Source organism: Clostridium sp. JNZ J1-5 (genome assembly GCF_053901425.1).
Genome location: NZ_CM132773.1, coordinates 2,809,357 through 2,833,639, shown reverse-complemented (window position 1 = coordinate 2,833,639; position 24,283 = coordinate 2,809,357). Strand labels below are relative to the sequence as shown.

The window sequence follows — 24,283 nt, the reverse complement described above, 5'->3', positions numbered from 1 at the left end:
TACCTATTTATCCTCTATGAAGCTAAAGATATTATTAATTTTTAGCTTGCAGGTATAATTAATTCTTCACCTACATAAATCATATTTGGATTTTTAATATTATTCTTCTTAACTATCTTAGAATAATCTAATCCAAATTTATTTCCAATACTCTTCATAGTATCACCTTTAACTACAACATAAACTGTGTCATTATTGATAACTATCTTTCCTGGTATTTTGAATTTTTGTCCTGGGAATATCATATTTGGATTCTTAATTCCGTTAGCCTTTATTATTTCTCTGTAAGATACACCATATCTATCAGCAATTTTGCGTAATGTATCTCCTTGTTTTACTACATATACATTTGATAATTCTGGTTTAGGTTGTGGTTTAACTTCTGGTTTTGTATTTTCTTCTGTTAAATATCCAACCTTAGTAACTGAAAGGTTCTTAGCCTTTTTAATAGTTTCAACCATTGCATCTCTAATAGGCACAGAAGTATCAACTACATTTTTAGCACCACTAAAGTTATATTCATCTCCACCAGTTATCATAAAGTCGTTTGTAACTACTGTATAGTATTTGTTCATATCTAATGGAGTTCCGTCTAATAGAGTTATAGAAGTTATTTTTCCTTCACTATTATAAACAGCTTTTACTCCTGCAACTTGTACCCAGCCATATTTACTGTTATTTATACCATGTTCAATATTAGCTTTTATGTCTGAACCTTTAAGTTCCATTGTAACTAGTGTATTATCAAATGGCATAACTTCGTATAGGTTACCCATAGTTATATTGCCTTTTGCAATTGATGTTCTAATTCCGCCACCATTAGTTATAGCAATTTGTGTCCCTGCAGCCTTTTTCATAACGTCACATGTCCATTCACCAAGTAATGAAGGTCCTTGTGTTTTATCATGAGTTAAATCTTTGTCAGTTGTTCCAACAACTTCGTTTAGTACTGGCCCAACCTTTTCTTTGTACTTTTCTACAATTGCTTTAACTGAGGCATCTTCTTTTACTGTATTTGCAGCTCTCTTGTATAATTCATCAAGAGATGGATCTATTGATACAAGTTTATTATCTTTATCTAAAACTATTTGTAGTCTTCCTAAAGTTCTTCCATTATAATAAGCTTGAACTACTGGTACTCCGCTTACTTTTCCTGATACTGTCATATGAGTGTGACCTGCTATTACAGCATCTACTACACCAGCTTTTGCAAGGTCTGCAGCTTCTCCTGTAATCTCCTTAGTTTTACTATCTTGAAAAGCACCTAAATGTGTTAATGCTATAACTACATTAGCTCCATTATCTCTTGCCACTTTAGCCCATTCTGTAGCAGACTTTATTGGATCTTTAAACTCTAAGTTTTTAACATTTTCTGCTTTTGTCTTAGAGGCTGTTTCTGGAGTTGCAAGACCAACTAATGCTATTTTTACACCATCTTTTTCGACCATAACATATGGTTTTGCCCATTCTACAGGTTTTCCTGTAGTCTTGTCATAGATATTTGCTGCTAAGAAGTCAAAATTTCCTTCTTTTGCCCAATTAGAAATTCTACCTCTTCCCCAGTCAAACTCGTGATTTCCTATAGCTGAAGCTGTAATTCCTATAGATTTTAAGAATTCACTAACTACAGCACCATAAGTTAAGTTAGACATTGCACTTCCTTGATAGCTATCTCCAGCTGATACAACTATTGTATTAGGATTTTTAGCTTTTATTTTATTTATCTCTCCTGCTAACTTAGCTATACCTTGATTTTTTCCACTTTCTTCAACTTGGCCATGGAAGTCGTTGAAGGATACTACATCAACTATCTTATTTCCTTTAGCTTTTAAAAGATCATAACGAGTTACTGCTGCAACATTAGCAGTTCTTCCATCTTCTGATGTAGGTATTGCTATTTTGCCTTCATTTATAAGTTTTATAGCTTCTTCTCTTTCTGCCTTATCCCAATTTGTTCCTATCACTTTCCAGTTATTGTCTACTTCTGGAGTTATAACTCCCTTTTTAACATTTTCTATATAATCCTTAATTAATTCTCTAATAGGAGTTCCGCTCTTAACATCCTTTTCTATAGCCTTAGTAAGTTCTTCAGCGGTGAATATACCACCTTTTGGATTTGATAATTGTGAATCATATCTATAATTATTTATAGCAAGCTTTAATACATCTGTATCTTTTATTGGAGTATCATCCATTTTTCTTAAATTAACTATTCTACTACCTGATTCTTTGCTTATATCTATTTCATATTTTACGCCTGTGAACATATCATAATTATATCCTCTTACATTTTCATTAAAGGATATTGTTAAATCTCCAGGTTTGTATGTGTTATAGAAACCTGCTGACCATTCCATGTATTTCTTTAATTGTTTTCCAGTTACTTCTACTAAGTGAAGTGTATTATCATACTTATAAATTAAAGCAGCACTAGCTTTTTGGATAGGTCCTTGTTTCATATTGGCATCATCTCTAAAAGCTGCTGCAGCTGAGACATCAGCTCCTGTATAGTACATTTGTACATCATTGATTAATTTTATCATAGCTGTCTCTTCAACTTGAGCATTAGGTATTCCTTTTATTTTTTGAGGGCCTACTAAATCTCCACCCTTTAATTCTCCAATTATAGTTTTAGCATCTTTTAATGCTACTTCATGATATGGTTTTAGCTTATTAGATAGTTCTTCATCAGCTTGATAATTTACTTCTTTAGTTTTAGAATCTTTCATCCAAACTAATTTAGAAGCTACATCTGTTTCTCTGTTTTCAACTATATATTTTCCATCTTTTTTAGTTAATTTTATGTCTATTTTTCCTAAGCTAGCTGCTGCATTCTTGTTTTCTAAAATTACTGTATTACCAACTTTTAATTTGTCTACTGCATTATGCCCATGAGCGGCTACTATAGCTGTAAGTTCTGGACATGCTTTTGCTAGGTTTGCAGCTGAATCTGCTTCAACATATTCTTCTTTTTCTCCAATATGTTGCACTGCAATCATTACATCTACTTTGTCTTTTATTTCATTAATTACTTTTTTAGTTTCTTCTATTGGACTGGTTACTTTATAATCTGTTAACCTTGGACCATCCCATCTTGTAATATTAGGATTAGTCATTCCTATAATTCCTACTTTAACTCCAGCCTTTTCTACTATAGCATAAGGCTTTCCAAGTGTTGTACCGTCTTTTTTGTAAACGTTGCCAGCAAGTATTGTACCTTTAAATTGAGCCATGTTTTTCTCAAGGGTAGGTATTCCTTTATTAAATTCATGATTACCTAATGTCCATGTGTCATAGCCTATCTCATTCATAGCTACTATCATTGGATTTATTCCCTCTAGAAACAATCCCTGCGAGTTTCCTTCTATAGTATCTCCAGCATCCACTACTATCGTATTTGGATTTTCTGCTTTTAATTTTTTCACTGCAGTTGATACTTGAGTTAAGCTACCTGATAAATCATTAGATGCATTAGTTGCATAATCATATGGATAAAATACTCCATGCATATCACTTGTAGCAAGTATTTGCAGTGTTACAGCATTAGAATCCGTTGCTGCAAAGACTGTAGATGGCGTTATTAATGTAAAAATCATTAAAAATGCCACTATGCTTGATGTCAATTTTTTAAACTTTAGATTTTTGAACAACATTATCCCCCCTAAAATTTTGTCTCCAAATTATTACTTAATATCTAAGTATATGTATACAAGTAACACTTTGGACTATAATTAAATTATAGTAATTTATTCATTATATGTAAACAGCCATTAGAAATATTAACCAATATATTACACTTGTTTAATAACTTTAGTTCTGCAAAATAAAAATTCAATTTGGTAATGTTGCCAAAAAATAAATATGGCACACTGACGGTTTCCGTGATATATAAAAGTTACCACACAATCATAATCACGGGGGGTTATCAGTATGCCAAGCAATAATATTGTATCCATTAATAATGAACTTTACAACTACTTAAATGATGTAAATTATGGAATGAATAAACCACAATTTCATCATCTAACCACAATTATAAATGGATTAATAAATTTACCTGGCAATAAATCTTTATTAAATATTTCAGAACACATATTAAGTGCTAAAAGTAGCAGCTGTATATATAGGTTTTTAAGCCGTTCCAAATGGGACGATAGTCTCATTGATAGAAATCGCATTAGCTATTTAAAGCTGCACTTTGAAAAACTTATAGAACCAAAATCCGTAGGATTCTTAGTAATAGATGATACGGTAAATCCTAAAATACAAGCAAAGAAGATGGAATGCTTAAGCTATAATCACTCCCATACAGAGGGTAAAAATCTTTGGTCTCACTGTGTGGTTACTTCTAATTTTGTTGTAGGAGATATATCTATCCCCTTAAACTATAAAACCTATTTAAGTGAAGAAAATTGCTTAAAACATAACAAACCATTCATGGGAAAGTCTGATATTGCAGTTGACTTCATAAGCTCATTTGAAAAGCCATCTAATTGCGATAAAGTATATTGTCTTGTTGATAGTTGGTACACTAGCCAGAAGCTTGTAGATAGCAGTTTAATGCAAGGTTTTTACCTAATCGGTGCGTTGAAGTCCAATAGGAAAATATCTCCTTTAGGAATTTCAATGCAACTGAAAGAATTCGCCAAATATATTGATCCTTCTACCTTAGATGTAGTTACCGTCAAGGGTAAGAAATATCGAGTATATAAATACGAAGGCAAAGTTTCAAAAATTGAAAATGCGCTAGTTTTAATCTGCTATGAAGCTGATGGCGAAGGCTTTAAAGCCCCTGTATATTTAATGTCGACAGACATAGAGCTTGATGCTCAAACTATAATAAAATACTATCTAAATAGATGGAGTATTGAAACTAATTATAAATACCTTAAAAGCCATTTAGCCTTTGATAAATATAAGGTCCAAAGTATACTCTCTATCGAGAGATATTTCTTGCTTGTATTTTTAGCGATGAATTTCTTAGAAATATATAGAATATGTCATCTTACTTCAATGTACACCGTAGGTGATACCATCAGGCTTATTCAAAGCCTATCGGCTAAGGAACTTGTGTGCTTTGTTTATGAGCAAGCTAAGAATGATATACCTATAGAAATAGTGTTTAACAAGTTAAAATTGGTTTCTTAAAAAAGGCATAAAATTCTATAGGATAACTATACTCACGTATAATGGAAACTAATTCACAAAGGTGATTTTATATCTACAATTGGTAAAATAGCTTTTTAAATTAAAGAAGTTAAGTTAATAATCATAATAATTATTTAACTATTTTTAGAATACTGAGTATAATTTTTTCTGTTTTGTTAATTAACCTACTGCTTTATTAAGATTAATTAAAATTTTTAACAATATTTTTTTAAAACCTTTTAAAAAAAAGCTGTTTTAAAAGAAGATATAAATAGTCTTCTTTTAAAACAGCTTTTCATCATAATTTTATTTAAGTTCTGTTTCTAGTAGCTTTCCATCACTTATTGAAGCTACTCCTCCATCATACATTTGGAAGAATATACCCTTATAAGCAGTATCTTTGTTTGATTTTAACTCTGTTACTACGCCCTTTAAATTGTCATTTATATATATATTGCCATCTCTTGTTACATATGCATCTTTTTTATTAATAGCATCTTTTAGTTTTACACTTTTCCACTCACTTACATCATCATTTATTGTTCCATAGTATATATTTTTTATTTTAGATGAACCATTGGAAGCATCTCCTTCAAGTTCTCCAACATAAATCATATCATTTTCATCAACACCTAATAAGGATAGCTTGTCTACTCCATCTATAGATATTGGCTTAGTTTTCCCTGTAACATAAACATTATTTTTTGTAAGAGACTCATATGCTATTCTATCGTCATTAGGTATTATTTTAATATCTCCAATAAAATAAACCTGAGTTTTAATTTCATTTATTCTCTTCATTATATTTATACTGTGAATACTGCTTCTTCCACCTTTTAAAGAAGTTTTAATATATATCATATTTGTAAGTGGTGATAGTTGAAGATCTACAATCTCTGAGGTTTTATTTGTAACAAATGCAGTCTCTTCTTGTTCTTTGGTCTCTAGTTTATCTTTTTCATCTCTTTCAGCGTCATATGAATAGAATAAAAATTTTGAGCTTTTATTATATTCTTTCTTAGTTGATATAAGAAGTATATTTCTATCAGGTGCCCATTTATAAAAAGATACCTTTTGATTATCTTCAAAATCCACCTTTTTTTCTTTTCCTGTATATATATCTATAATTCTAAGCTCATCATCTTTGTAATAAGAAAGATAACCTCCATCGTAAGATACTGATACATGTTCAGCAGCTTCTGGAATAGAAACGTCTGCTTTCTTCTTCTTTTTTTCTTTTTCTTTATCAACTTTTGTAGAAACTATTGTTCCACTTACCCCCTGGGAACCAAACAGATAGTTGTCTACATAATAGAGAACAGCTACTTGCATAATTAGAGATATAAGTATCCATATAATTATTCTTTTTAAAGCTTTCATTTATTACTCTCCTTTAAGGTTCAACGTATATAACAGATGGTATTGATCTTTCACCAAGTGCACTATCAGGTTCATTAATTACTTTTCCTTCATAGTACATAGTAGTAGATGATCCACCGTCTAAATTACTAGCATTATAAGCACCATGTTCATATAGTACATCTTGTACATCTCTTAGAGTTGCAGCCAATCTTTTTACTTGTTTACCATCAAGAACTAGTAGAAGTATGCTTCCATCTTTTCTTTGGGCTATAGCTGTTCTAGGGGCTTTTCCCCAACCACCATCTCCACTTGTAATAGTCTTTTTGCCATTAACTATTAATGCTGGTCCAAAAGAAACCGCATCTGTCACACCCTTCTTCTTAAGATCTGCCACAGAATGCTTTCCAACTAGCAATGCACCTTTTTCAGTCATTGCAACAATATCATCTTTTACATTATCATTTTTATAATCATTGTATACAGTTTTACCCTTGGACATTATTATTCCTCTTGGCATTCCACCATTTCCTGCCCACTGCTTACCATTAGCAGATTCATCAGTAAATCCACCAGCATTTATAGCAGCTACAGCATTATTATTTTTTGCTATTTTACTGGTAGTTTCTCCGGCTTTTTTTATTTTACTACTGTAGCCTACTCTAACCCTTTTGGGATTGTGAATTACTAAAAGATATCCTTTAAATGTTTTTCCGTCTATATCATATCTTTCTATAGTATTATCATGAGTATTTTTTATCTGCAATTCTTCCTCATTTTCTGAATTTTGCTGTATATCTTCTATTTTGTTTCTGTTTAGTATTTCATTAATACGGTCTTTTGATAAAAAAGTTGTTGCAATCCATTGATGGCTAAGAGTCGTCATAGCAGCTCCTACCATTGTACTTTTTGCATTTTCAAAAGGTCCATAATAAAGCATAAATGGACCTGTTATTCCTGTAAATACAATCTCGAAAACTAGAAAAGCTATAAATATTTTGAAAGAAAACTTTTTTTTCTTCTTTCTCTTCCCCTTTTTATTATCTCTTGTATTTTTATTATTCATTAATTACTCATCCTTTTTTATAAAATTATTCACTTTTTTTAAATAATCCAACTTATATTGTACAATAATTACAGCTTTTTTCAAATTAAATTTTTTGTAAACATAAGAAATTTTATCTTTTTTCTTCATTATCTAACTTAATATCACCATTTTTTGTTTCCTCTATTTTATCTTCTTTCGGTACATTAGAATTGTTTTCTGCATTTGTATCGACTTTCTCTTTATCTTTATTTCCATCTAATTTATTTTCTGTATCATTTTTATTTTCTGAATTTGAATTATCTTTTGGTACAGTATTGCTGTTTTTATTTACTTTATTGTATTTATCTTGTTTTTTATTTTCATATTTTTCATAGAGTTCTGCTTCATCGTCTTCATAATTATTTTTATTACTCTTACTTCCTTTTCCAGAATCTATTTGTGTTTTATATGACTCTAAAACTTTCTTAAATGAAGCTATATTCAAGTCTTTTTTACTATATATTTTATCATCAAAAATGAAATCGTGCATTATTTTTGCATTTTGTTCTTTATCCATTATTAAAACCCAGCCCTTATTTTTAAGTGTCACAGGTTCGCTTATTTCAGTTACTGGAATTTGAATTTGATCTATCTTAAAATTATTTATTCTATACACGGTATAAGCATAATTAAGAATATCACTAATATCCATATTTGTTTTAAAATATGGCAGTAATTTTGATGCCATCATAGGGTATTTTAATACATTCACATCTGAAATTTTATTTACTAATAATGAAATAACTTCTCTTTGTCTTTTTGTCCTATCATAATCTCCATTACCTAGTTTTCTTATTCTGACATAGCTTAAAGCTTGTTGTCCATCTAACCTCTGCATACCTGCCTGCTTAACTAAATGTGGGTTTTCTGGATTTACCTCTGGTATGAACTTATTCATCTCTTTCATTTCTTCTTTTGTAATATTAATGTCTAATCCTCCAACAGCATCCACTAGCTTTTCAAAACCTTTAAAATTGATAATTGCATAATTATCTAATTTTATTTTAAAATTTTCTTCAATTGTCTTTCTTAATAAATCTGCTTCACCTAATGCAAATGAATGATTGATCTTTTGTTCTCCATGACCTGGTATTTTAACATAACTATCTCTCATTATAGAAGTTATCTTTACTTTCTTGTGAATATTATCAATGGATAATATCAAAATTGCATCTGCTCTAGCCTTTTCGTCTAGAGTTCTTGCGTCATTACCTATTAATAATATATTTGTTATTCCATCCATCTCTTTATAATCTTTTTTATCCGTTCCATCATTCACATTATTTTTAGTAGAATCATCTTTAACGTAGCTATTGCTTAAGAATAAGTGATACAAATATGCTCCTGTTGATAAGACTATAAATAATATTCCTATAATTATAATAGATATTATGGTTCTCTTCTTAACTCTATTTCCATCACTTTTTTCGTGCTTCGCCATATAAACTCACTCCCAATTTTTTATAGAATTATAACCTATTTAAAACATAACTTAGAAACTATATTGTTTTTATTCATATTAATCAGTGTGTCCATATTGCTTATAAATCTTAATTTAATTATATAATAAAATTATACTTCAATTGTTTAATAAATAATTACATTTTGTAATACGAATTTATGTATTTAAAAGTTTTTAATTTTTTCAAACAAAAAAACGTCAAATTAATGACGTTTTAGATATATCAAAGTCTTTTAGATGCATCATGTGCAAGATCCGACCTTTCACATTCATCATATTTGAGAGTGACTTGGTAACACAGTTTACTTCCTTTCATTCTTTCAGATGCATAACATAATCCATTGGATCTATAATCTAAAAATGGCTCATCTATTTGTTCTGGATCTCCAATAAGTACTAGTTTAGTTCCTTCTCCCACCCTTGTAGTTATGGCTTTCACTTGTTTAGGAGATAAATTTTGAGCTTCATCAATTATAACCCAATTCTTAACTATAGATCTTCCTCTTAAAAAAGCCACTGCTTCAGTAGTTATAATTCTTCTGTCAAATAATTCTTTGATTTTATCATTCAATTCTTTTTCATTTTTATATCTTTCTTTTTCGTCTGAATCAATTAGTATTTCTAAATTGTCTAGTACTGGTCTCATATAGGGAGCTATCTTTTCCTGCTCAGTCCCTGGCAAATATCCTATATCTTCATCCATAGTTACATTTGGTCTGCAAACTAGAATTCTCCTATACTCTCCACTGTTCTCTTCTAAAATTTTATTAAGTCCCACAGCAAGTGAAAATAAGGTTTTCGCAGTGCCAGCTGGCCCCTTTATAATCGCTAATGGCACTTCCTTCGCACTTGTAAATAGAGCCTCTAACATAAATCTTTGTCCTATGTTTCTAGGTGAGATTCCCATGGGCATCATGTCCTTAAATACAAGAGGCACAATTCTTTCACCATTGAATTTAGCTAAAGCAGTTTTCCTCGGATTTTCTAGTGAATGAATTAAAAGAAACTCATTTACACATAAATTAGGTTTTAAATATTCTTCATTAGTCTCTGAATATATTTTTAATTCATCTACATCCAACCATTTATTTTTATAAAAGAAATCTATATTATCTGATAAAGTATATACTTCCCTCCTACCTTTATATTGATCGTCATATTCTGGAACAACCTTTTCATAATAATCATCAACTTTTATTCCCACTGTATCAGCTTTAATTCTTTCAAATATGTCTTTTGTAATTAAGTATACATCTTCACCTTTTTCCTTTAATCCTTTACAAACTTGAATTATTCTATTATCGGGCTTCATTTTATCCCAATATGGTGGTATATTAGTATCGTAGTGGTTCATTTCTACTCTTAATTTTCCGCCATTTGGTAAATCTATTCCTTCATTTAGATTTCCTTTTTTCCTTAGAGTATCTATGAGCCTTGCTGCTGTGCGTGCATTTACCCCAAGTTCACCAGTATTTTTTTTAAATGCATCTAATTCCTCTAAAACTACTTCTGGTATTACAACAATACCATTTTCGAAGCATAATATTGAACGTGGAGAATATAAGATTACATTAGTATCTAAAACATAAGTTTTATTCAAAACATAATTCCCCCTCTCTTTATCGGATGCCAAGAATCTTATTTATATTATATTATGCTTACACAACTATATATGTATTAAAAAGAGTCAAAAAATACCATGTAATAAATTTCTATTCAAAAACATAATTTGTAGTAATTGACAGCGGATAACTTTTATTATATAATATAAATGTTTAATTAGGAAGGGTGGTACCTATGGACAATATTACAGCAATATTTAAAGAAAAAAAATTGAAATTAACTCCTCAGAGGATTGCAGTGTATATGTATTTACGTTCAACTAAAGAACATCCATCAGCTGAAACTATTTACAAAGCATTGCACAAAGACTATCCAACAATGAGTTTAGCTACAGTCTATAAAGCATTGAAGACTTTAGTTGAAGTGAATTTAGTTAAAGAATTAAACGTAGGAGAGGGAAACTTTAGATATGACGGCAATGTCATTCCTCATCCTCACATACAATGTATTTCTTGTGGTAAAGTCGATGACATCGAAGGTATTTCCTTTGACGAACTTAATGATAGAATAAAGGGTTTTACAGATTACAAGATACTTTCAAATAAGATTTATTTTTATGGTATATGCAAAGATTGCGAAAATGCTGAATAGACATTTTGTCTATTCTTTTTTTTTATAAATAATTTTCTAGTTTCCTTCATAAATATAATTAAATGGAGGTGACTATTTTGAAACTTAGAGTACTGTTTCTAAGAAAAAAATACATTTATTATTTTTTATTAATACTTATTGTATTCACTTTTTTTATAATTTCGTATGTATCAGGTAATAATTCTTCTCCTATTTTTAATGTTAATCAAAACGAAAGATTTTACAAATCAGATTTAACAGGTGATGGTAAAGAAGATATACTTTATATAACTACTAACAAAGATAGATATTATCTTCAAGTAAATACACAAAAGGATAGTCTATATTTAGAACCAAACAACAAATCTAGCAATATGGGTATATATTCTCCTTTCTGGCCTATGCGGGTTAAATTATTAGATATATCTCGTGATAGTGTTCCAGAAATTTTTACCCAATCATCACAAAATAATACACCTATTCAGCATATTTTTAAATACGACAGTATAGATAACAAATTTAAAGATGTATTTTGCAGTTATAATAATGTATTGGGTTTTATAGACTGTACTAATAACCAAACCCCTAAAATAATCTCTGGGAGTATATATCAAGGTAATTTCGCATTTGCTAATTACATATTGATTGGAAATAAATTAGAAAGGTATAATCGGAAAGCGTCAGATACCTTTATGGGTAAGGATACTATTTTATATTTTATAAATCTTATAACTACTCTCACTTCTGAATATGTACAAACATCCGAAAATATCTTCGATCCGAAAATAAATTCAAATTCACTATCTGTACTTTATAACTTATCAAATTCCGGCAAAAATTATATTTTTCAAGATGCACTTTTTATGGATACAAAATCTAATAAAAATGGCGAACCAATTCAAATTCAATGGATTCTTAATTTTAGGGGAAATTCAATTAAATCTGAAGGGGAAGTTAAAAATTTCACCTTAAAAGTTAACCTTAAAGCATTTGATGATTCTAAAGAAAAATATCATTTTAAAATATATTCTATATCTTTAACTTAAGCTCCCTACTTAGCAGGGAGTTTTTTTATTCGCTTTAATTTTAAATTATTTTCACTTTAGTAATCAGCTTTAAGATCCTTTAAACAATTTTTCTATAAAAAAAATGGACCGCCTTCTTGCGGTCCGAATCAAAAGGGGGATGGGGGGTTTTAGCACTAGTGGGAGGGTAACACCATTTATGTATTGTTACTCCTCCATTGTACATTATATATATTAACCCCTTTAAAAATTTTTATTCATTTCATCTAAACTTTTTTCAAATACTTATCTAAAAGATTTGATGTATCCTGCTTTATTTCTTCTCTTAAGCTTAACGGCTCTAGAACTTCGGCATTACACCCAAATCCTAAAATCCATTTTTTTATTTCACCTAAATCACTAACATAAGCTTTAAAAACTATGTTTTCGTCCTTAAGTAATTCTATTTCTTGGTTTGGTAACCATTCACTTTCTTGTATAAATGAAGTCACACTTTTATCAAATTTAACCTTTACTAAAATTTGATCTTCCCTGAATACTTCCCAAGACTTATTTAAATACTCTTTTAAATGAAAATCTCTAGGTTTTATAAATTTATCATTTGTTATATTTATGCTTTTTATTCTAGAAATTCTAAAAGTTTTTTCCTCTTTTTCAGTATGACAATATGCAATTAAATACCATACGCCTCTTTTGCAAAAAATAGTATATGGATTTATTCTTCTGCTAGTTTCACTATCTTTATTAATAGAATAATATTTAATATCTAGGATTTTTCCTTTACTTATAGAATAATTTATCTTAGAAATCATGTCATTAAACTTCTCTAAATTTCCTGCTTCATTAATTTTAAAAGATATGCCTTCTTTTAAATTTCCGATGTCACTATCATCACTTGAAAAAATATTCTTTATCTTTATTATGGCTTTTTGGAATTCATCTGCATAGAAAAAACCATTTTCCTTAGTAAGTATTTTAGAAGCCAATAATAGAGCTTGTAATTCACTTCTATCAAGCTTAGGATATTTCATATAAAATTCCTTATTTATATAAAATCCACCGTATCTACCTTTTTTAGATTCAACAGGTATATTGGACATCTGAAGAGTATCTATATATCTATATATAGTTTTCTTGTCTACTTTTAATAGGTCTGCAAGTTCTGAGGCCGTTGTAAATTCTTTATATTGAAGCATTAAAATTAATTCTAATAAATGTGAAAGTTTAGACATGGTTTTCCCTCCAATATTTACTTAGATATGTTATCGTAGATTTTTATATAATATTGATATTTATATAATTATAATTTTGTAATATTAATCATAAGTTTAAATAAACATATATTAAAATGTATTTATTTCTTAAATTTTAAATTAATGTGAAAAACAACATTCATTTAAAACTGAACCTTATAATATAGTCTGTGATAAGTATGGAGGTGTTTTCTTGTTTAGTGATAAGGATATGCATAAAATCGAAAATCTTCTGGGAAAGCAGTGTAAATTTGTAGGTACTCTGTCAGGAAAGGGACTACTCAAAATTGATGGAATAATAGACGGGGATATTATATGGGATGACAACATCTTACTTGAATCTTCTTCAATATGTATAGGTAATATTTCTTGTAAAAATGCTGTTATTAATGGCAAGGTACAAGGTAACATTTTCTGTGAAGATGCATTAACTATACAAAGTTCTGGTCAGATAATTGGCGACATTACAATGAATGCATTAGTAATTAATCAAGGTGGAAGCTTTACTGGTAATTGCAATATGAAATTAAATGAATGCCATGAGTAGCACGTAAAAATATAAACTTCCTTTTCTGGAAGTTTATATTATGTTCCATTTTAAATTTTTCCTTGAACATATAATTCAATTATTCTATCTATTATTTCAGCTTTATCTGGAGTTACTAAATGTTTTACAGCATTTAAAAGTCCAGTTATTGAATCTTGCTTATTCTGATTGGATGGCTGTTGCTGATTATAATTTTTTTCTTTATTAGACTTACTTTTGCCATGCCTTTCTCTACGTTCTTCACCGCTAGGCTCATTTCCATTTCCATTTTCATTTCCATTTACAATCATATTATTTAAGGCATTAGCTTGGCTAAGCAATTGCCCAATATCTATATTATTTAATAAGTTTCCATTACTCTCTCTTTGTTCTCCATTTGATTTATCTTCATTTACTGAATTATTATTACTCAAATTGTTCAAGATACCTGTTGAATTTAGAAGAGAGGTTATTTGATTTATGTCTATATTTCCCAATATAGATGCTAAATTACCAAGTCCAGGATTCGTATTGTTAAATTCATTTATCTCATCATAGTCTCTATTATCTCTTCTATGTTTTCTACTTTTTGACATTTTATCACCTCTCTATTCTATAAATAGGAGGGCATATAGCCCTCCTTTAATTTTGGTATTAATATCCGCCTGCACAAATACCTCTTGAGCCAAATCCTCTGCAGCAAAGTAAGAATAAGAATATTAATATTGTTGCAGTTTCGTGGTCTATAATGCATGCTCTCTTTAATATTAATAGAAACAATGCTAATCTACATGGATCAAATCCACCGCATCCGCTAGCTATTCCAGCTACAGGTCCGTATCCCATAGGATATCCGCATTCGCATCCACAGTCTTTATATTTTCTTGACATGATATACCCCCCCTTCTTGGGCCATGGTTTCAATGTAATCTATTCTTCTTCATTAGCTACTGTAAAGTCTACATCTTGATCTTCAGTTCCTCTAACATCATCGGCATTAAAGTTGAAGATATCACATGTGTCAGTAGTTGGCATTTCGCAATCTCTTCTGCCTGTGCGTATTAGAAGCAAGATTATTATAATGAATATTATATTACTAGAGCCTCCAAAGCCGCCTTGGCCGAATTGACCACCAAATCCAAATTGACCCTGTCCGCCACAGCAGCAGCATCTTCTTCTATGATGTTTGCGATGTTTTCTCTTATAACAGCAGCATGCGTATTGTTGTGGGTAATTACAATTGGATACTCCTCCTCTATTGCCAAATAGGACTAGTAAAAGTAAAATTAAGATTATTGGAAACCTTCTTCCAAATCCTAATCCGCCCCCTCTAGAACCTAATAGGCCGGTGAGCTTACCAATATCGCCGAGACCCTCAATGCCAGCCCCGCCTGTTAGATTGTTTATCCAAGAGCTTACGCCCTCTAAGTTGTTTAGATCCACTTTACCTCCCCCTTTCTGCCCATCCTACTTCTTCTTTTGTTTATAATATATACTATTCATTATCATTTTAATTTGACACAAAAAAAATAAGGCTATATTTTAATAAAGTATTGACTTTCTGTATCATGAAATCAACACTTTACTAAATAGCCTTACATTACTTGAGGAGAGTTTTAAATATAGGTAAATAAAAACATTCTATACATCTTCTAAAACTATTCCTTCTGTTAAAATTTCTATAATTTCATCTTTTCCTTCTTTATTTAAAGCTGAAAAGAAAATAAACTTATCTTGTTCTCTTATATTTAAAGTCTCTTCTATAATCTTTTTATTCTTTTGATATTCATTTCTTTTCAATTTATCGCTTTTAGTAGCTACTATTATTACTTCATATCCGTAATATTTAATCCATTCATACATTTGAACGTCTTCTTTAGTTGGTTTGTGTCTAGAGTCTACAAGTAATGCTATTCTCATTAGCTGTGGTCTATCGATTAAATAATTTTCCATCATTTGACCCCATTTTTCCTGTTCACTTTTTGACACTTTAGCAAAGCCGTATCCTGGCAAATCAACAAAATAAAATCCATCATTTATTAGAAAAAAGTTTATTAATCTAGTTTTACCAGGAGTAGAACTAGTTTTAGCAAGTTTTCTTCTATTTGTAACTGTATTTATTAATGATGATTTACCTGCATTTGATCTACCAACAAATGCTATTTCAGTTCTATTATCTGTAGGATATTGACTAGGTTTAACCGCTGATGTTATAAATTCCGACTTTTTAATTATCATTTTTCTTATCTCCTACAAGGGCATTTTCTAAAACGTCCTCTATCTTTTCCGCTAATACAACCTTCATTTTGCTTAAAACTGATTTTGGTATCTTTTTCAAATCTTTTTCATTTGCTTTAGGAACTATTATTGTATCAATCCCTGCTCTAAAGGCTGCTAGAGTTTTTTCTTTAAGTCCACCAATTGGGAGTACTCTTCCAGTAAGTGTTATCTCCCCTGTCATAGCTACATTATGTTTTATTTTTTTATTACTTAGTGCAGATACCATAGCAGTTATCATTGTTACTCCGGCTGAAGGACCATCTTTGGGCACAGCTCCTTCTGGTGCATGTATGTGTATATCTTTTTCTTTATAAAAGTCTGCATTTATGCCATACTTTTCTGCATTTGCTCTGACATAACTGTATCCTGCTTCAGCAGATTCTTTCATTACATCACCAAGTTGTCCAGTAAGCTGCAGCTTACCTTTACCCTGCATCACTGTAACTTCTACTGGTAGTGTATCCCCGCCATATCCTGTCCAAGCCATTCCAGTAACAACACCTATTTTATCTTCTTTATCAATTTTATCGTAAATAAATACTTCAGGTCCTAAATATTTTCTTATATGATTTGCTGTTATGTTTATATTCTCTTTATCTTTTTCCAACATATCAGCTATAGCTTTTCTTATTGCAGCAGCTATTTTTCTCTCTAAATTTCTTACTCCAGATTCTCTTGTATAGTCTTCAATTATTTTGTATATAGCTGAATCTGAAAAAGTTATTTTATCTTCTCCTAGGTTATGCTCATTAAGCTCTTTTTTAATTAAATGTCTTTTTGCTATATGGAACTTTTCTTCATAAGTGTAACCTGAAACCTCTATTACTTCCATTCTATCTAAAAGAGGTCTTGGTATAGTATCTAAACTATTAGCAGTAGTTAAAAACATTACTTCTGATAAATCTAAATCTAGTTCTAAGTAATGATCTCTAAATGTATTATTTTGCTCAGCATCAAGCACTTCTAATAGGGCACTAGCAGGATCTCCTCTAAAGTCTCCATTTAACTTATCAATTTCATCTAATAAGAATAATGGATTTTTTGATCCAGCTTGTTTCATTCCATAAACTATTCTTCCTGGAATAGCCCCTACATATGTTCTTCTATGTCCTCTTATCTCTGCCTCATCTCTAACTCCGCCTAGTGACATTCTAACAAAATTTCTATTTAGGGCATTTGCAATTGATCTTGCTATAGATGTTTTTCCAACTCCCGGTGGACCAACTAAACATAGTATAGGACCCTTTAATGACTTACTTATACTTTTAATTGCTAAAAACTCTATTATTCTATCTTTAACATCTTCTAATCCATAGTGCTCATCTTCTAATATTTTTCTTGCTTTTTTAATATCAAGATTATCATTAGTTTTCTTATTCCATGGAATGTCTAAAACCCAATCAAGATAAGTTCTTATTACTCCACCTTCTGAGGAATAAGTACCTGTATTCTTAAGTCTATTTAATTCATAAAGTGCCTTATCTTTTACTTCCTTAGGTAATTTAGCTTTTTTTATTTTTTTAGCATATTCATCTATTTCTTTTTTGCTCTCGTCATCTTCTCCAAGCTCTTCTTGTATTGCTCTAAGCTGTTCTCTTAGGAAATATTCCTTTTGAGATTTGTCTATCTTATTTTTTACCTTAATGCCTATCTTTTTTTCTATTTTCAAAATTTCAATTTCATTTTTTATGATTAGTAGTAATTTCTCTAATCTATCATGTACATCATAGGCTTCTAGTAGCTCCTGCTTCTTTTCTTCTTTTAGAGTTAGATATGAACTTATTACATCAGCAAATCTTCCTGGTTCATCTAATTCATCTAGATTTACTAGAACTTCTGATGAAATAGTGTTTGATAGTCTCATATATTCTTCAAATGACTCTTTTACTAATCTAGTTAACGCCTCGCATTTGTCATCATCCACGCATTCATTATCTTCTAATTTCTCAACCTCTGTTTTAAAGAAAGGTTCTTTATCTACATACTTAATTAATCTAGCTCTATATTCCCCTTCAACCAATACTCTAATAGTATCTCCTGGAAGTTTTAAAATTTGCTTTATGTTACATATAGTTCCTATACTAAAAATATCTTTTTCTTCCGGTTCTTCAATCTTCGCTTCTCTTTGGGCAGCTAAGAAAATTTCCTGACCATTTAGCATTGCTTCTTCCACTGCTAGAAGAGATTTTTCTCTCCCTACATCAAAATGCAATACCATATGAGGAAATATTGTTATACCTCTTAACGGAATTAAAGGAAGAACTCTTAACTGTTTTTCCATGTTTTTCCCCCACTTCTAGATTTAATATTATTGTGGTATATAATGTTCAGATTATTTTATACTATGCTATTATACCTATAAACTGACTTTTTTTCAATTAGTTTAGCAATTAGCCTTTTTATCATTTGCATTAGTATATAGAACTTAATAAAAAATCATTAAATAAAAACATAGCCGCTCTTTACTTCCACTTTAAAGAAAAGCTGAAAACTCAAATCTCAGATTTAGAGTAAAGCACTTTTCCAGATAGTAATGGTAGTATTAGGGCGGCTTAGTTATCAGATAAAGATACTAATTTTTTATACTATAAAGATTCAGCTGTTAGAATATCTACATTAGAATTTATTTCTAGAACAGCATCCTCTTCTTTTTTAACTTCTTCCATCACTGCTAAGCTAATTACTTCTTTAATATCTACTACTGGAATAATTTTAATATCTTCTTCATTTTTAAATCTATCTTGCCAATTTTCTTTAGGAATAATTACTCGTTTTGCTCCTGCTTTTTTAGCAGCTGATATTTTGGCGTTGACTCCTCCTATTGGTTTTACCCTACCATGAATGGATATTTCTCCTGTCATAGCTACTTTACAATCTATAGGAAAACCTTTTATAGCACTATATATAGCTGTAACCATACTTATTCCAGCTGATGGGCCATCTACAGGCATTCCCCCTGGAAAATTTACGTGTATATCATATTTATCACAATCTATATTAAATATCTTTTCTAATACTGTTAATACATTTTCAATTGATGCCCTTGCTGTGCTTTTTCTTCTCACTTTTTTATTCGTACTACTTATTTCTTCTTCTTCAACTATACCTGTTATAGTAAGCCTTCCTTCTCTTGATGAAACTTTTACAGCACTTGCCTCTATCTCCATAATAGTTCCCATATTGGCTCCATATACTGCTAGACCATTCACATACCCAACTTGAGATTTTTCTGGTACATTTTTTTCAGGTCTTGGCGAATACTGACCATTTTCTATAATCCATTCTATATCTGCAACTTCTATTATATCTCTATCCTCATTTAAAGCTATTCCCGATCCAAGTTGAACTAAACTTACAGCATCTCTTCCATTATTAGAGTACTTACCTACCATCTTCTTTGCTTTTTCGTCTATTTTAAATCCAATCTTATCTACAGCATTTTGTACTATAATCTCTATTTCTTCCTGTAAAAGCGCTCTAAAATATACTTCAACGCATCTTGATCTTATTGCTGGACATATTTCTTCCGGATTTCTAGTTGTAGCACCTATAAGCCTAAAATCTGCTGGAAGCCCATTGTCAAAAACTTCCCTTATGTATTCCGGCATATTATTATCCTCTGAATTGTAGTATGCACTATCTAAAAACACTCTTCTGTCTTCCATTACTTTTAGAAGCTTATTCATCTCTATTGGGTGAAGTTCTCCTATTTCGTCTATAAATAGAACTCCGCCATGTGCCTTTGTAACAGCTCCTGGTTTAGGCTGAGGTATACCTGCACTTCCTAGAGGCCCTGCTCCTTGATATATTGGGTCATGAACTGAACCAATAAGTGGATCTGCTATTCCTCTATCATCAAATCTTACAGTTGTAGCATCTATTTCAACAAATTTAGCATTCTCCTTAAAAGGTGATGATTTTCTCTCTTTAGCATATTCCAATACCAGTCTTGCCGCTGCAGTTTTTCCAATTCCCGGTGGTCCATATATTATTACATGTTGAGGATTAGGTCCACAGATTGCAGCTTGTAGTGCCTTTATTCCTTTTTCCTGTCCTATTATTTCTTCAAAGGAAGTTGGTCTACTTTTTTCTGTGAGAGGCTCTGTTAATCTAATATTTCTCATTATTCTTAACTTTTCCATTTCCTTCTTGTTCTCTCTTGTAACTACCATTTTATTTCCAGTTTGTTCTTTTAAGGCATTGAAAAAATACATTCCCATTATAATTGTAACACCTAAACTGATTACACTTAATATTGAGCCTGACATTATATTATCATCCCCTTTTCTTATAATTTTTAAATACTTCTTCTCTTTTTGTATTTTGTGCAAATAGGGGCAATATATTCTCTATTTAGAATTTTAGTCAAGCTCTTTCTAATAAAATTTTAAAACTCCTCATTAGTCCATTAAAATAATGGAATTCTATAGAAGCTCATTACTTTGCTTTACTTATAATTTTTCACAAAAGATTAAAGGATAGAGTTGTGTTAGTGCTCTATCCTTTATAATTTAGCTTTTTATATTATGCTTATGCTGTTTCTATTCCTCTTTTCTTTCTCTTACGCTTTTGCTGAGCAATAGCTTGCCTAGGCTCTCCGTCTGTTAGAACTGTTTCTGGCTGCTTTGTCTTTATAGTATTCTCATTTATTATAACTTTCTGAATATCTTCTTTAGACGGTATATCGAACATTATATCTCTCATTATGTCTTCTATTATAGCTCTAAGTCCTCTTGCTCCAGTTTTTCTTTCTATTGCTTCATCTGCAATTAATTTCAGAGCTTCATCTTCAAATTCTAATTCTACATTATCCATAAGCAATAATTTTTGATATTGTTTTACAAGAGCATTTTTTGGTTCTTTTAATATCTTTACAAGTGCTTCATTGTCTAATAAATCAAGTGTTACAAGTATAGGCAATCTTCCTACGAATTCAGGTATTAGTCCAAACTTCAGTAAATCTTCTGGAACTATGTTTCTCAATAGTTCTCCTATATCTTTTTTGTCTTTACTTTGAATTTCAGAGCCAAATCCTAATGTAGCTTTTCTTGTTCTCTTCTCTATAATTTTATCCACGCCATCAAAAGCTCCACCACATATAAATAATATGTTTGATGTATTAATCTGTATAAATTCTTGATGAGGATGTTTTCTTCCACCTTGTGGAGGTACTGAAGCAACTGTTCCTTCAAGAATTTTTAATAAGGCTTGTTGTACTCCTTCACCTGATACGTCTCTTGTTATTGAAGGGTTCTCAGACTTTCTAGCAATTTTATCTATTTCATCGATGTAGATTATCCCTCTTTCAGCCTTTTCTATATCATAATCAGCATTTTGGATTAACTTTAAAAGTATATTTTCAACATCTTCTCCAACATAACCTGCTTCAGTTAATGTAGTTGCATCAGCAATGGCAAAAGGTACATTAAGAAGTTTTGCTAAAGTTTGAGCTAATAAAGTCTTTCCGGAACCTGTAGGTCCTAAAAGAAGTATATTACTTTTTTGAAGTTCTACATCATCTACATCAACAGCTGCATTTATTCTCTTATAATGATTGTATACAGCTACTGCCAATGATTTTTTAGCATCATCTTGACCTATTACATATTGATCAAGATATTCCTTTATTTCGTTTGGCTTTGGAAGTGAACTAATGTCAACTTGTATATTTTCTTCAAATTCGTCTGCTATAATTTCTGAGCATAAATCTATACATTCATCACATATATATACTCCTGGTCCAGCTATTAATCTTTTCACTTGTTCTTGATTCTTTCCACAAAATGAACACTTTAATTGTTTCTTATCCTCATATTTAGACATTCCAACACCTCACTTAGGTTTATTTCTTTCTAGTTACAACGTCGTCTATTAAACCATATTCTTTGGCTTCATAAGCCTCCATGAAATTATCTCTTTCAACATCCTTTTGTATTTGTTCTAATGGCTTTCCTGTTCTCTCGCTTAATATTTTATTTAATTTATCTTTTATTCTTAAAATTCTTTTTGCATGAATATCAATATCAGTAGCTTGACCTTGGAATCCTCCTAATGGTTGATGTATCATTATTTCACTATTTGGAAGTGCAAATCTTTTTCCTGGTGCTCCTGAAGCTAAAAGGAATGCCCCCATAGAAGCAGCCATACCAACACATATAGTAGATACGTCAGGTTTTATATATTGCATTGTATCATATATAGCCATCCCAGCTGTAATTGAACCTCCAGGACTGTTTATATATAAATAAATATCTTTATCCGGATCTTCTCCTTCTAAAAATAATAATTGTGCAACAACTAAACTAGCTGTAACGTCATTTACTTCTTCTCCTAAAAACACTATTCTTTCTTTTAATAATCTTGAATAAATATCGTAAGATCTTTCTCCTCTATTAGTCTGCTCAACTACCACTGGTACTAAACTCATATTAATCTCTCCTCCTTATTAATTAATCTACTCTTTATGATTATCACCTATATCAATGATGATATTCATATTTTCGGATATTTTATTGTAAAATTAATTGCCAGAAATATTTCTGGCAATTAATTCTTTTTATTTATATTATGCTATTTCTTTGCTGTTATTAACTAAAAGTTTTATTGCTTTTTCATTAACTATTTGAGTAGCTAAATATTGTTTTTGTGTACTCATTATAGCATCTATTAATTTTTCTGGTTCTTTACTTCCGTATTGTTTTACCATTTCTCCTGCTTTTTCTTTTATTTCTTCTTCAGTAGCTTCAATTTTTTCTTCTTTTGCTATTTTTTCAAGAACTAATTCAGTTTTTACTCTCTTTTCAGCAGTTTCTCTCATATATTCTCTAACTTTTTCTTCTGAATTATTTGTGTATTGATAATATGTTTGAAGATCTAATCCTTGATATTGTAATCTCATTTCTAAATCTTTAATCATCATATCTGTTTCTTTATCTATCATAACTTGTGGAATTTCAATTTCAGCTTTCTCACAAACTGCTTCTAAAACTGCTTCTTCATATTCAGCTTTTTCTCTATCTTTATTAGTAGTTTCTAATTTTGTTCTAATATCTGATTTTAAAGCATCTAAAGTATCAAATTCTGAAACTTCTTTTGCAAATTCATCATCCATTGCTGGTAATTCTTTTGATTTTATTTCTTTAACTTTAACCTTGAATACTGCAGGTTTTCCATTTAATTCTTCTCTTCCATAGTTTTCAGGGAAGCTTACATTTATATCTTTTTCTTCTCCAACTTTTAATCCAACTAATTGATCTTCAAAGTTATCTATAAATGTTCCTGATCCAATTTCTAGTGAATAGTCTTCTGCTTCTCCACCTTCAAATGCTACATCATCTATAAATCCTTTAAAATCAATTTTAACTATGTCGCCTTTTTCTACAGTTCCGTCTTCTTTAACCATAATTCTTGCATTCTTTTCTTGCATTGCTTTTACTTCTTTTTCAACATCTTCATCAGTTACATTATATGTATTCTTTTTTACTTCTAAACCTTTATATTCATTAAGTTTTACTTCTGGTTTAACTGTTACTTCAGCACTATATACAAAGTCTTTATCTGAACCTATTTCAACTACATCTATTTTTGGGTAGTCTACAGGTAATAAATTATGCTCTTCTACAGCATTTGGATATGTCTCCTCACAGCAATAATTTATAGCATCTTCGTAGAATACACCTTCTCCATAATATCTAGTAACAATATTAAATGGTGCTTTACCTTTTCTAAATCCAGGAATATTGAATCTTCCTACATTTTTCTTATATGCTTTCTTTATAGCTTCATTGAATTTTTCTTTTTCTACTGTTATTTCTAGTTTTACAACATTATTTTCTACTTTTTCGATCTTAGTGTTCATTAAATTTATTCCTCCCAATCACCGTAAGTACTTATTTTGACTTCATACATTATAACACATATTATATTTTTTTTACAAATATATATAATCAT

At 30.3% G+C, this 24,283-nt stretch carries 19 protein-coding genes; 4 read left to right on the top strand and 15 right to left on the bottom strand.

Annotated features, from left to right (window positions below; translation table 11 throughout):
• Window positions 1-41: 41 nt before the first annotated feature.
• Window positions 42-3,650 carry a 5'-nucleotidase C-terminal domain-containing protein gene (locus ACWW38_RS13645; RefSeq protein WP_456258074.1) on the bottom strand — a complete coding sequence of 1,203 codons (3,609 nt, stop codon included), beginning with the start codon at window positions 3,648-3,650 and terminating at the stop codon, window positions 42-44.
• 280 nt (window positions 3,651-3,930) lie between these two features.
• On the opposite strand from ACWW38_RS13645, the gene ACWW38_RS13640 reads away from it, so the two are divergent.
• The gene (locus ACWW38_RS13640) at window positions 3,931-5,148 is read left to right on the top strand and encodes an IS701 family transposase (protein ID WP_456257760.1); all 1,218 of its coding nucleotides are present in this window, start codon (window positions 3,931-3,933) and stop codon (window positions 5,146-5,148) included.
• Window positions 5,149-5,454: 306 nt separating this feature from the next.
• Here ACWW38_RS13640 and ACWW38_RS13635 read toward each other — a convergent pair whose 3' ends face one another.
• The 4 genes from ACWW38_RS13635 to ACWW38_RS13620 form a co-directional block, all read right to left on the bottom strand.
• Complete coding sequence (locus ACWW38_RS13635; protein WP_456258073.1) at window positions 5,455-6,528, bottom strand: hypothetical protein; 1,074 nt, start codon at window positions 6,526-6,528, stop codon at window positions 5,455-5,457.
• Between the two features lie 13 nt (window positions 6,529-6,541).
• Complete coding sequence (locus ACWW38_RS13630) at window positions 6,542-7,573, bottom strand: phosphodiester glycosidase family protein (RefSeq protein WP_456258072.1); 1,032 nt, start codon at window positions 7,571-7,573, stop codon at window positions 6,542-6,544.
• Window positions 7,574-7,685: 112 nt separating this feature from the next.
• Window positions 7,686-9,035, bottom strand: coding sequence for an LCP family protein (locus ACWW38_RS13625; RefSeq protein ID WP_456258071.1), 1,350 nt, complete (start codon window positions 9,033-9,035; stop codon window positions 7,686-7,688).
• A gap of 244 nt (window positions 9,036-9,279) precedes the next feature.
• The gene (locus tag ACWW38_RS13620) at window positions 9,280-10,656 is read right to left on the bottom strand and encodes a PhoH family protein (RefSeq protein WP_456258070.1); all 1,377 of its coding nucleotides are present in this window, start codon (window positions 10,654-10,656) and stop codon (window positions 9,280-9,282) included.
• Window positions 10,657-10,853: 197 nt separating this feature from the next.
• Here ACWW38_RS13620 and ACWW38_RS13615 point away from each other — a divergent pair, with 197 nt between their 5' ends.
• Both ACWW38_RS13615 and ACWW38_RS13610 read left to right on the top strand, forming a co-directional pair.
• Entirely contained in the window at window positions 10,854-11,270 is a 417-nt protein-coding gene (locus ACWW38_RS13615; protein WP_456258069.1) for a Fur family transcriptional regulator, read from the top strand.
• 68 nt (window positions 11,271-11,338) lie between these two features.
• Window positions 11,339-12,295 carry an FG-GAP repeat domain-containing protein gene (locus tag ACWW38_RS13610; RefSeq protein WP_456260466.1) on the top strand — a complete coding sequence of 319 codons (957 nt, stop codon included), beginning with the start codon at window positions 11,339-11,341 and terminating at the stop codon, window positions 12,293-12,295.
• Window positions 12,296-12,540: 245 nt separating this feature from the next.
• Here ACWW38_RS13610 and ACWW38_RS13605 read toward each other — a convergent pair whose 3' ends face one another.
• A complete protein-coding gene (locus ACWW38_RS13605; protein ID WP_456258068.1) occupies window positions 12,541-13,506 on the bottom strand; it encodes a helix-turn-helix transcriptional regulator in 966 nt (321 codons plus the stop codon).
• Window positions 13,507-13,720: 214 nt separating this feature from the next.
• Between ACWW38_RS13605 and ACWW38_RS13600 the strand changes: the two genes are divergently transcribed.
• Window positions 13,721-14,074 carry a bactofilin family protein gene (locus tag ACWW38_RS13600; protein ID WP_456258067.1) on the top strand — a complete coding sequence of 118 codons (354 nt, stop codon included), beginning with the start codon at window positions 13,721-13,723 and terminating at the stop codon, window positions 14,072-14,074.
• A gap of 50 nt (window positions 14,075-14,124) precedes the next feature.
• Here ACWW38_RS13600 and ACWW38_RS13595 read toward each other — a convergent pair whose 3' ends face one another.
• From ACWW38_RS13595 to tig, 9 genes are all read right to left on the bottom strand, one after another.
• On the bottom strand, window positions 14,125-14,649 hold the full coding sequence (locus tag ACWW38_RS13595; RefSeq protein WP_456258066.1) for a hypothetical protein: 525 nt from the start codon (window positions 14,647-14,649) through the stop codon (window positions 14,125-14,127).
• 58 nt (window positions 14,650-14,707) lie between these two features.
• The gene (locus ACWW38_RS13590) at window positions 14,708-14,944 is read right to left on the bottom strand and encodes a hypothetical protein (RefSeq protein ID WP_456258065.1); all 237 of its coding nucleotides are present in this window, start codon (window positions 14,942-14,944) and stop codon (window positions 14,708-14,710) included.
• A gap of 39 nt (window positions 14,945-14,983) precedes the next feature.
• Entirely contained in the window at window positions 14,984-15,496 is a 513-nt protein-coding gene (locus tag ACWW38_RS13585) for a hypothetical protein (protein WP_456258064.1), read from the bottom strand.
• A gap of 198 nt (window positions 15,497-15,694) precedes the next feature.
• Window positions 15,695-16,291 (bottom strand): ribosome biogenesis GTP-binding protein YihA/YsxC, encoded by a 597-nt coding sequence (gene yihA, locus ACWW38_RS13580; protein ID WP_456258063.1) that lies wholly within the window; start codon window positions 16,289-16,291, stop codon window positions 15,695-15,697.
• The gene (gene lon, locus ACWW38_RS13575; RefSeq protein ID WP_456258062.1) at window positions 16,281-18,614 is read right to left on the bottom strand and encodes an endopeptidase La; all 2,334 of its coding nucleotides are present in this window, start codon (window positions 18,612-18,614) and stop codon (window positions 16,281-16,283) included. The genes yihA and lon overlap by 11 nt, the downstream gene beginning before the upstream one ends.
• A 304-nt stretch (window positions 18,615-18,918) precedes the next feature.
• Window positions 18,919-20,601, bottom strand: a complete 1,683-nt coding sequence (lonB, locus tag ACWW38_RS13570) for an ATP-dependent protease LonB (RefSeq protein ID WP_456258061.1) — start codon at window positions 20,599-20,601, stop codon at window positions 18,919-18,921.
• Between the two features lie 262 nt (window positions 20,602-20,863).
• Window positions 20,864-22,156, bottom strand: a complete 1,293-nt coding sequence (gene clpX, locus ACWW38_RS13565) for an ATP-dependent Clp protease ATP-binding subunit ClpX (RefSeq protein ID WP_456258060.1) — start codon at window positions 22,154-22,156, stop codon at window positions 20,864-20,866.
• 19 nt (window positions 22,157-22,175) lie between these two features.
• Window positions 22,176-22,760, bottom strand: coding sequence for an ATP-dependent Clp endopeptidase proteolytic subunit ClpP (gene clpP, locus ACWW38_RS13560; RefSeq protein ID WP_456258059.1), 585 nt, complete (start codon window positions 22,758-22,760; stop codon window positions 22,176-22,178).
• Window positions 22,761-22,898: 138 nt separating this feature from the next.
• Window positions 22,899-24,191, bottom strand: coding sequence for a trigger factor (gene tig, locus ACWW38_RS13555; RefSeq protein WP_456258058.1), 1,293 nt, complete (start codon window positions 24,189-24,191; stop codon window positions 22,899-22,901).
• Window positions 24,192-24,283 lie beyond the last annotated feature (92 nt).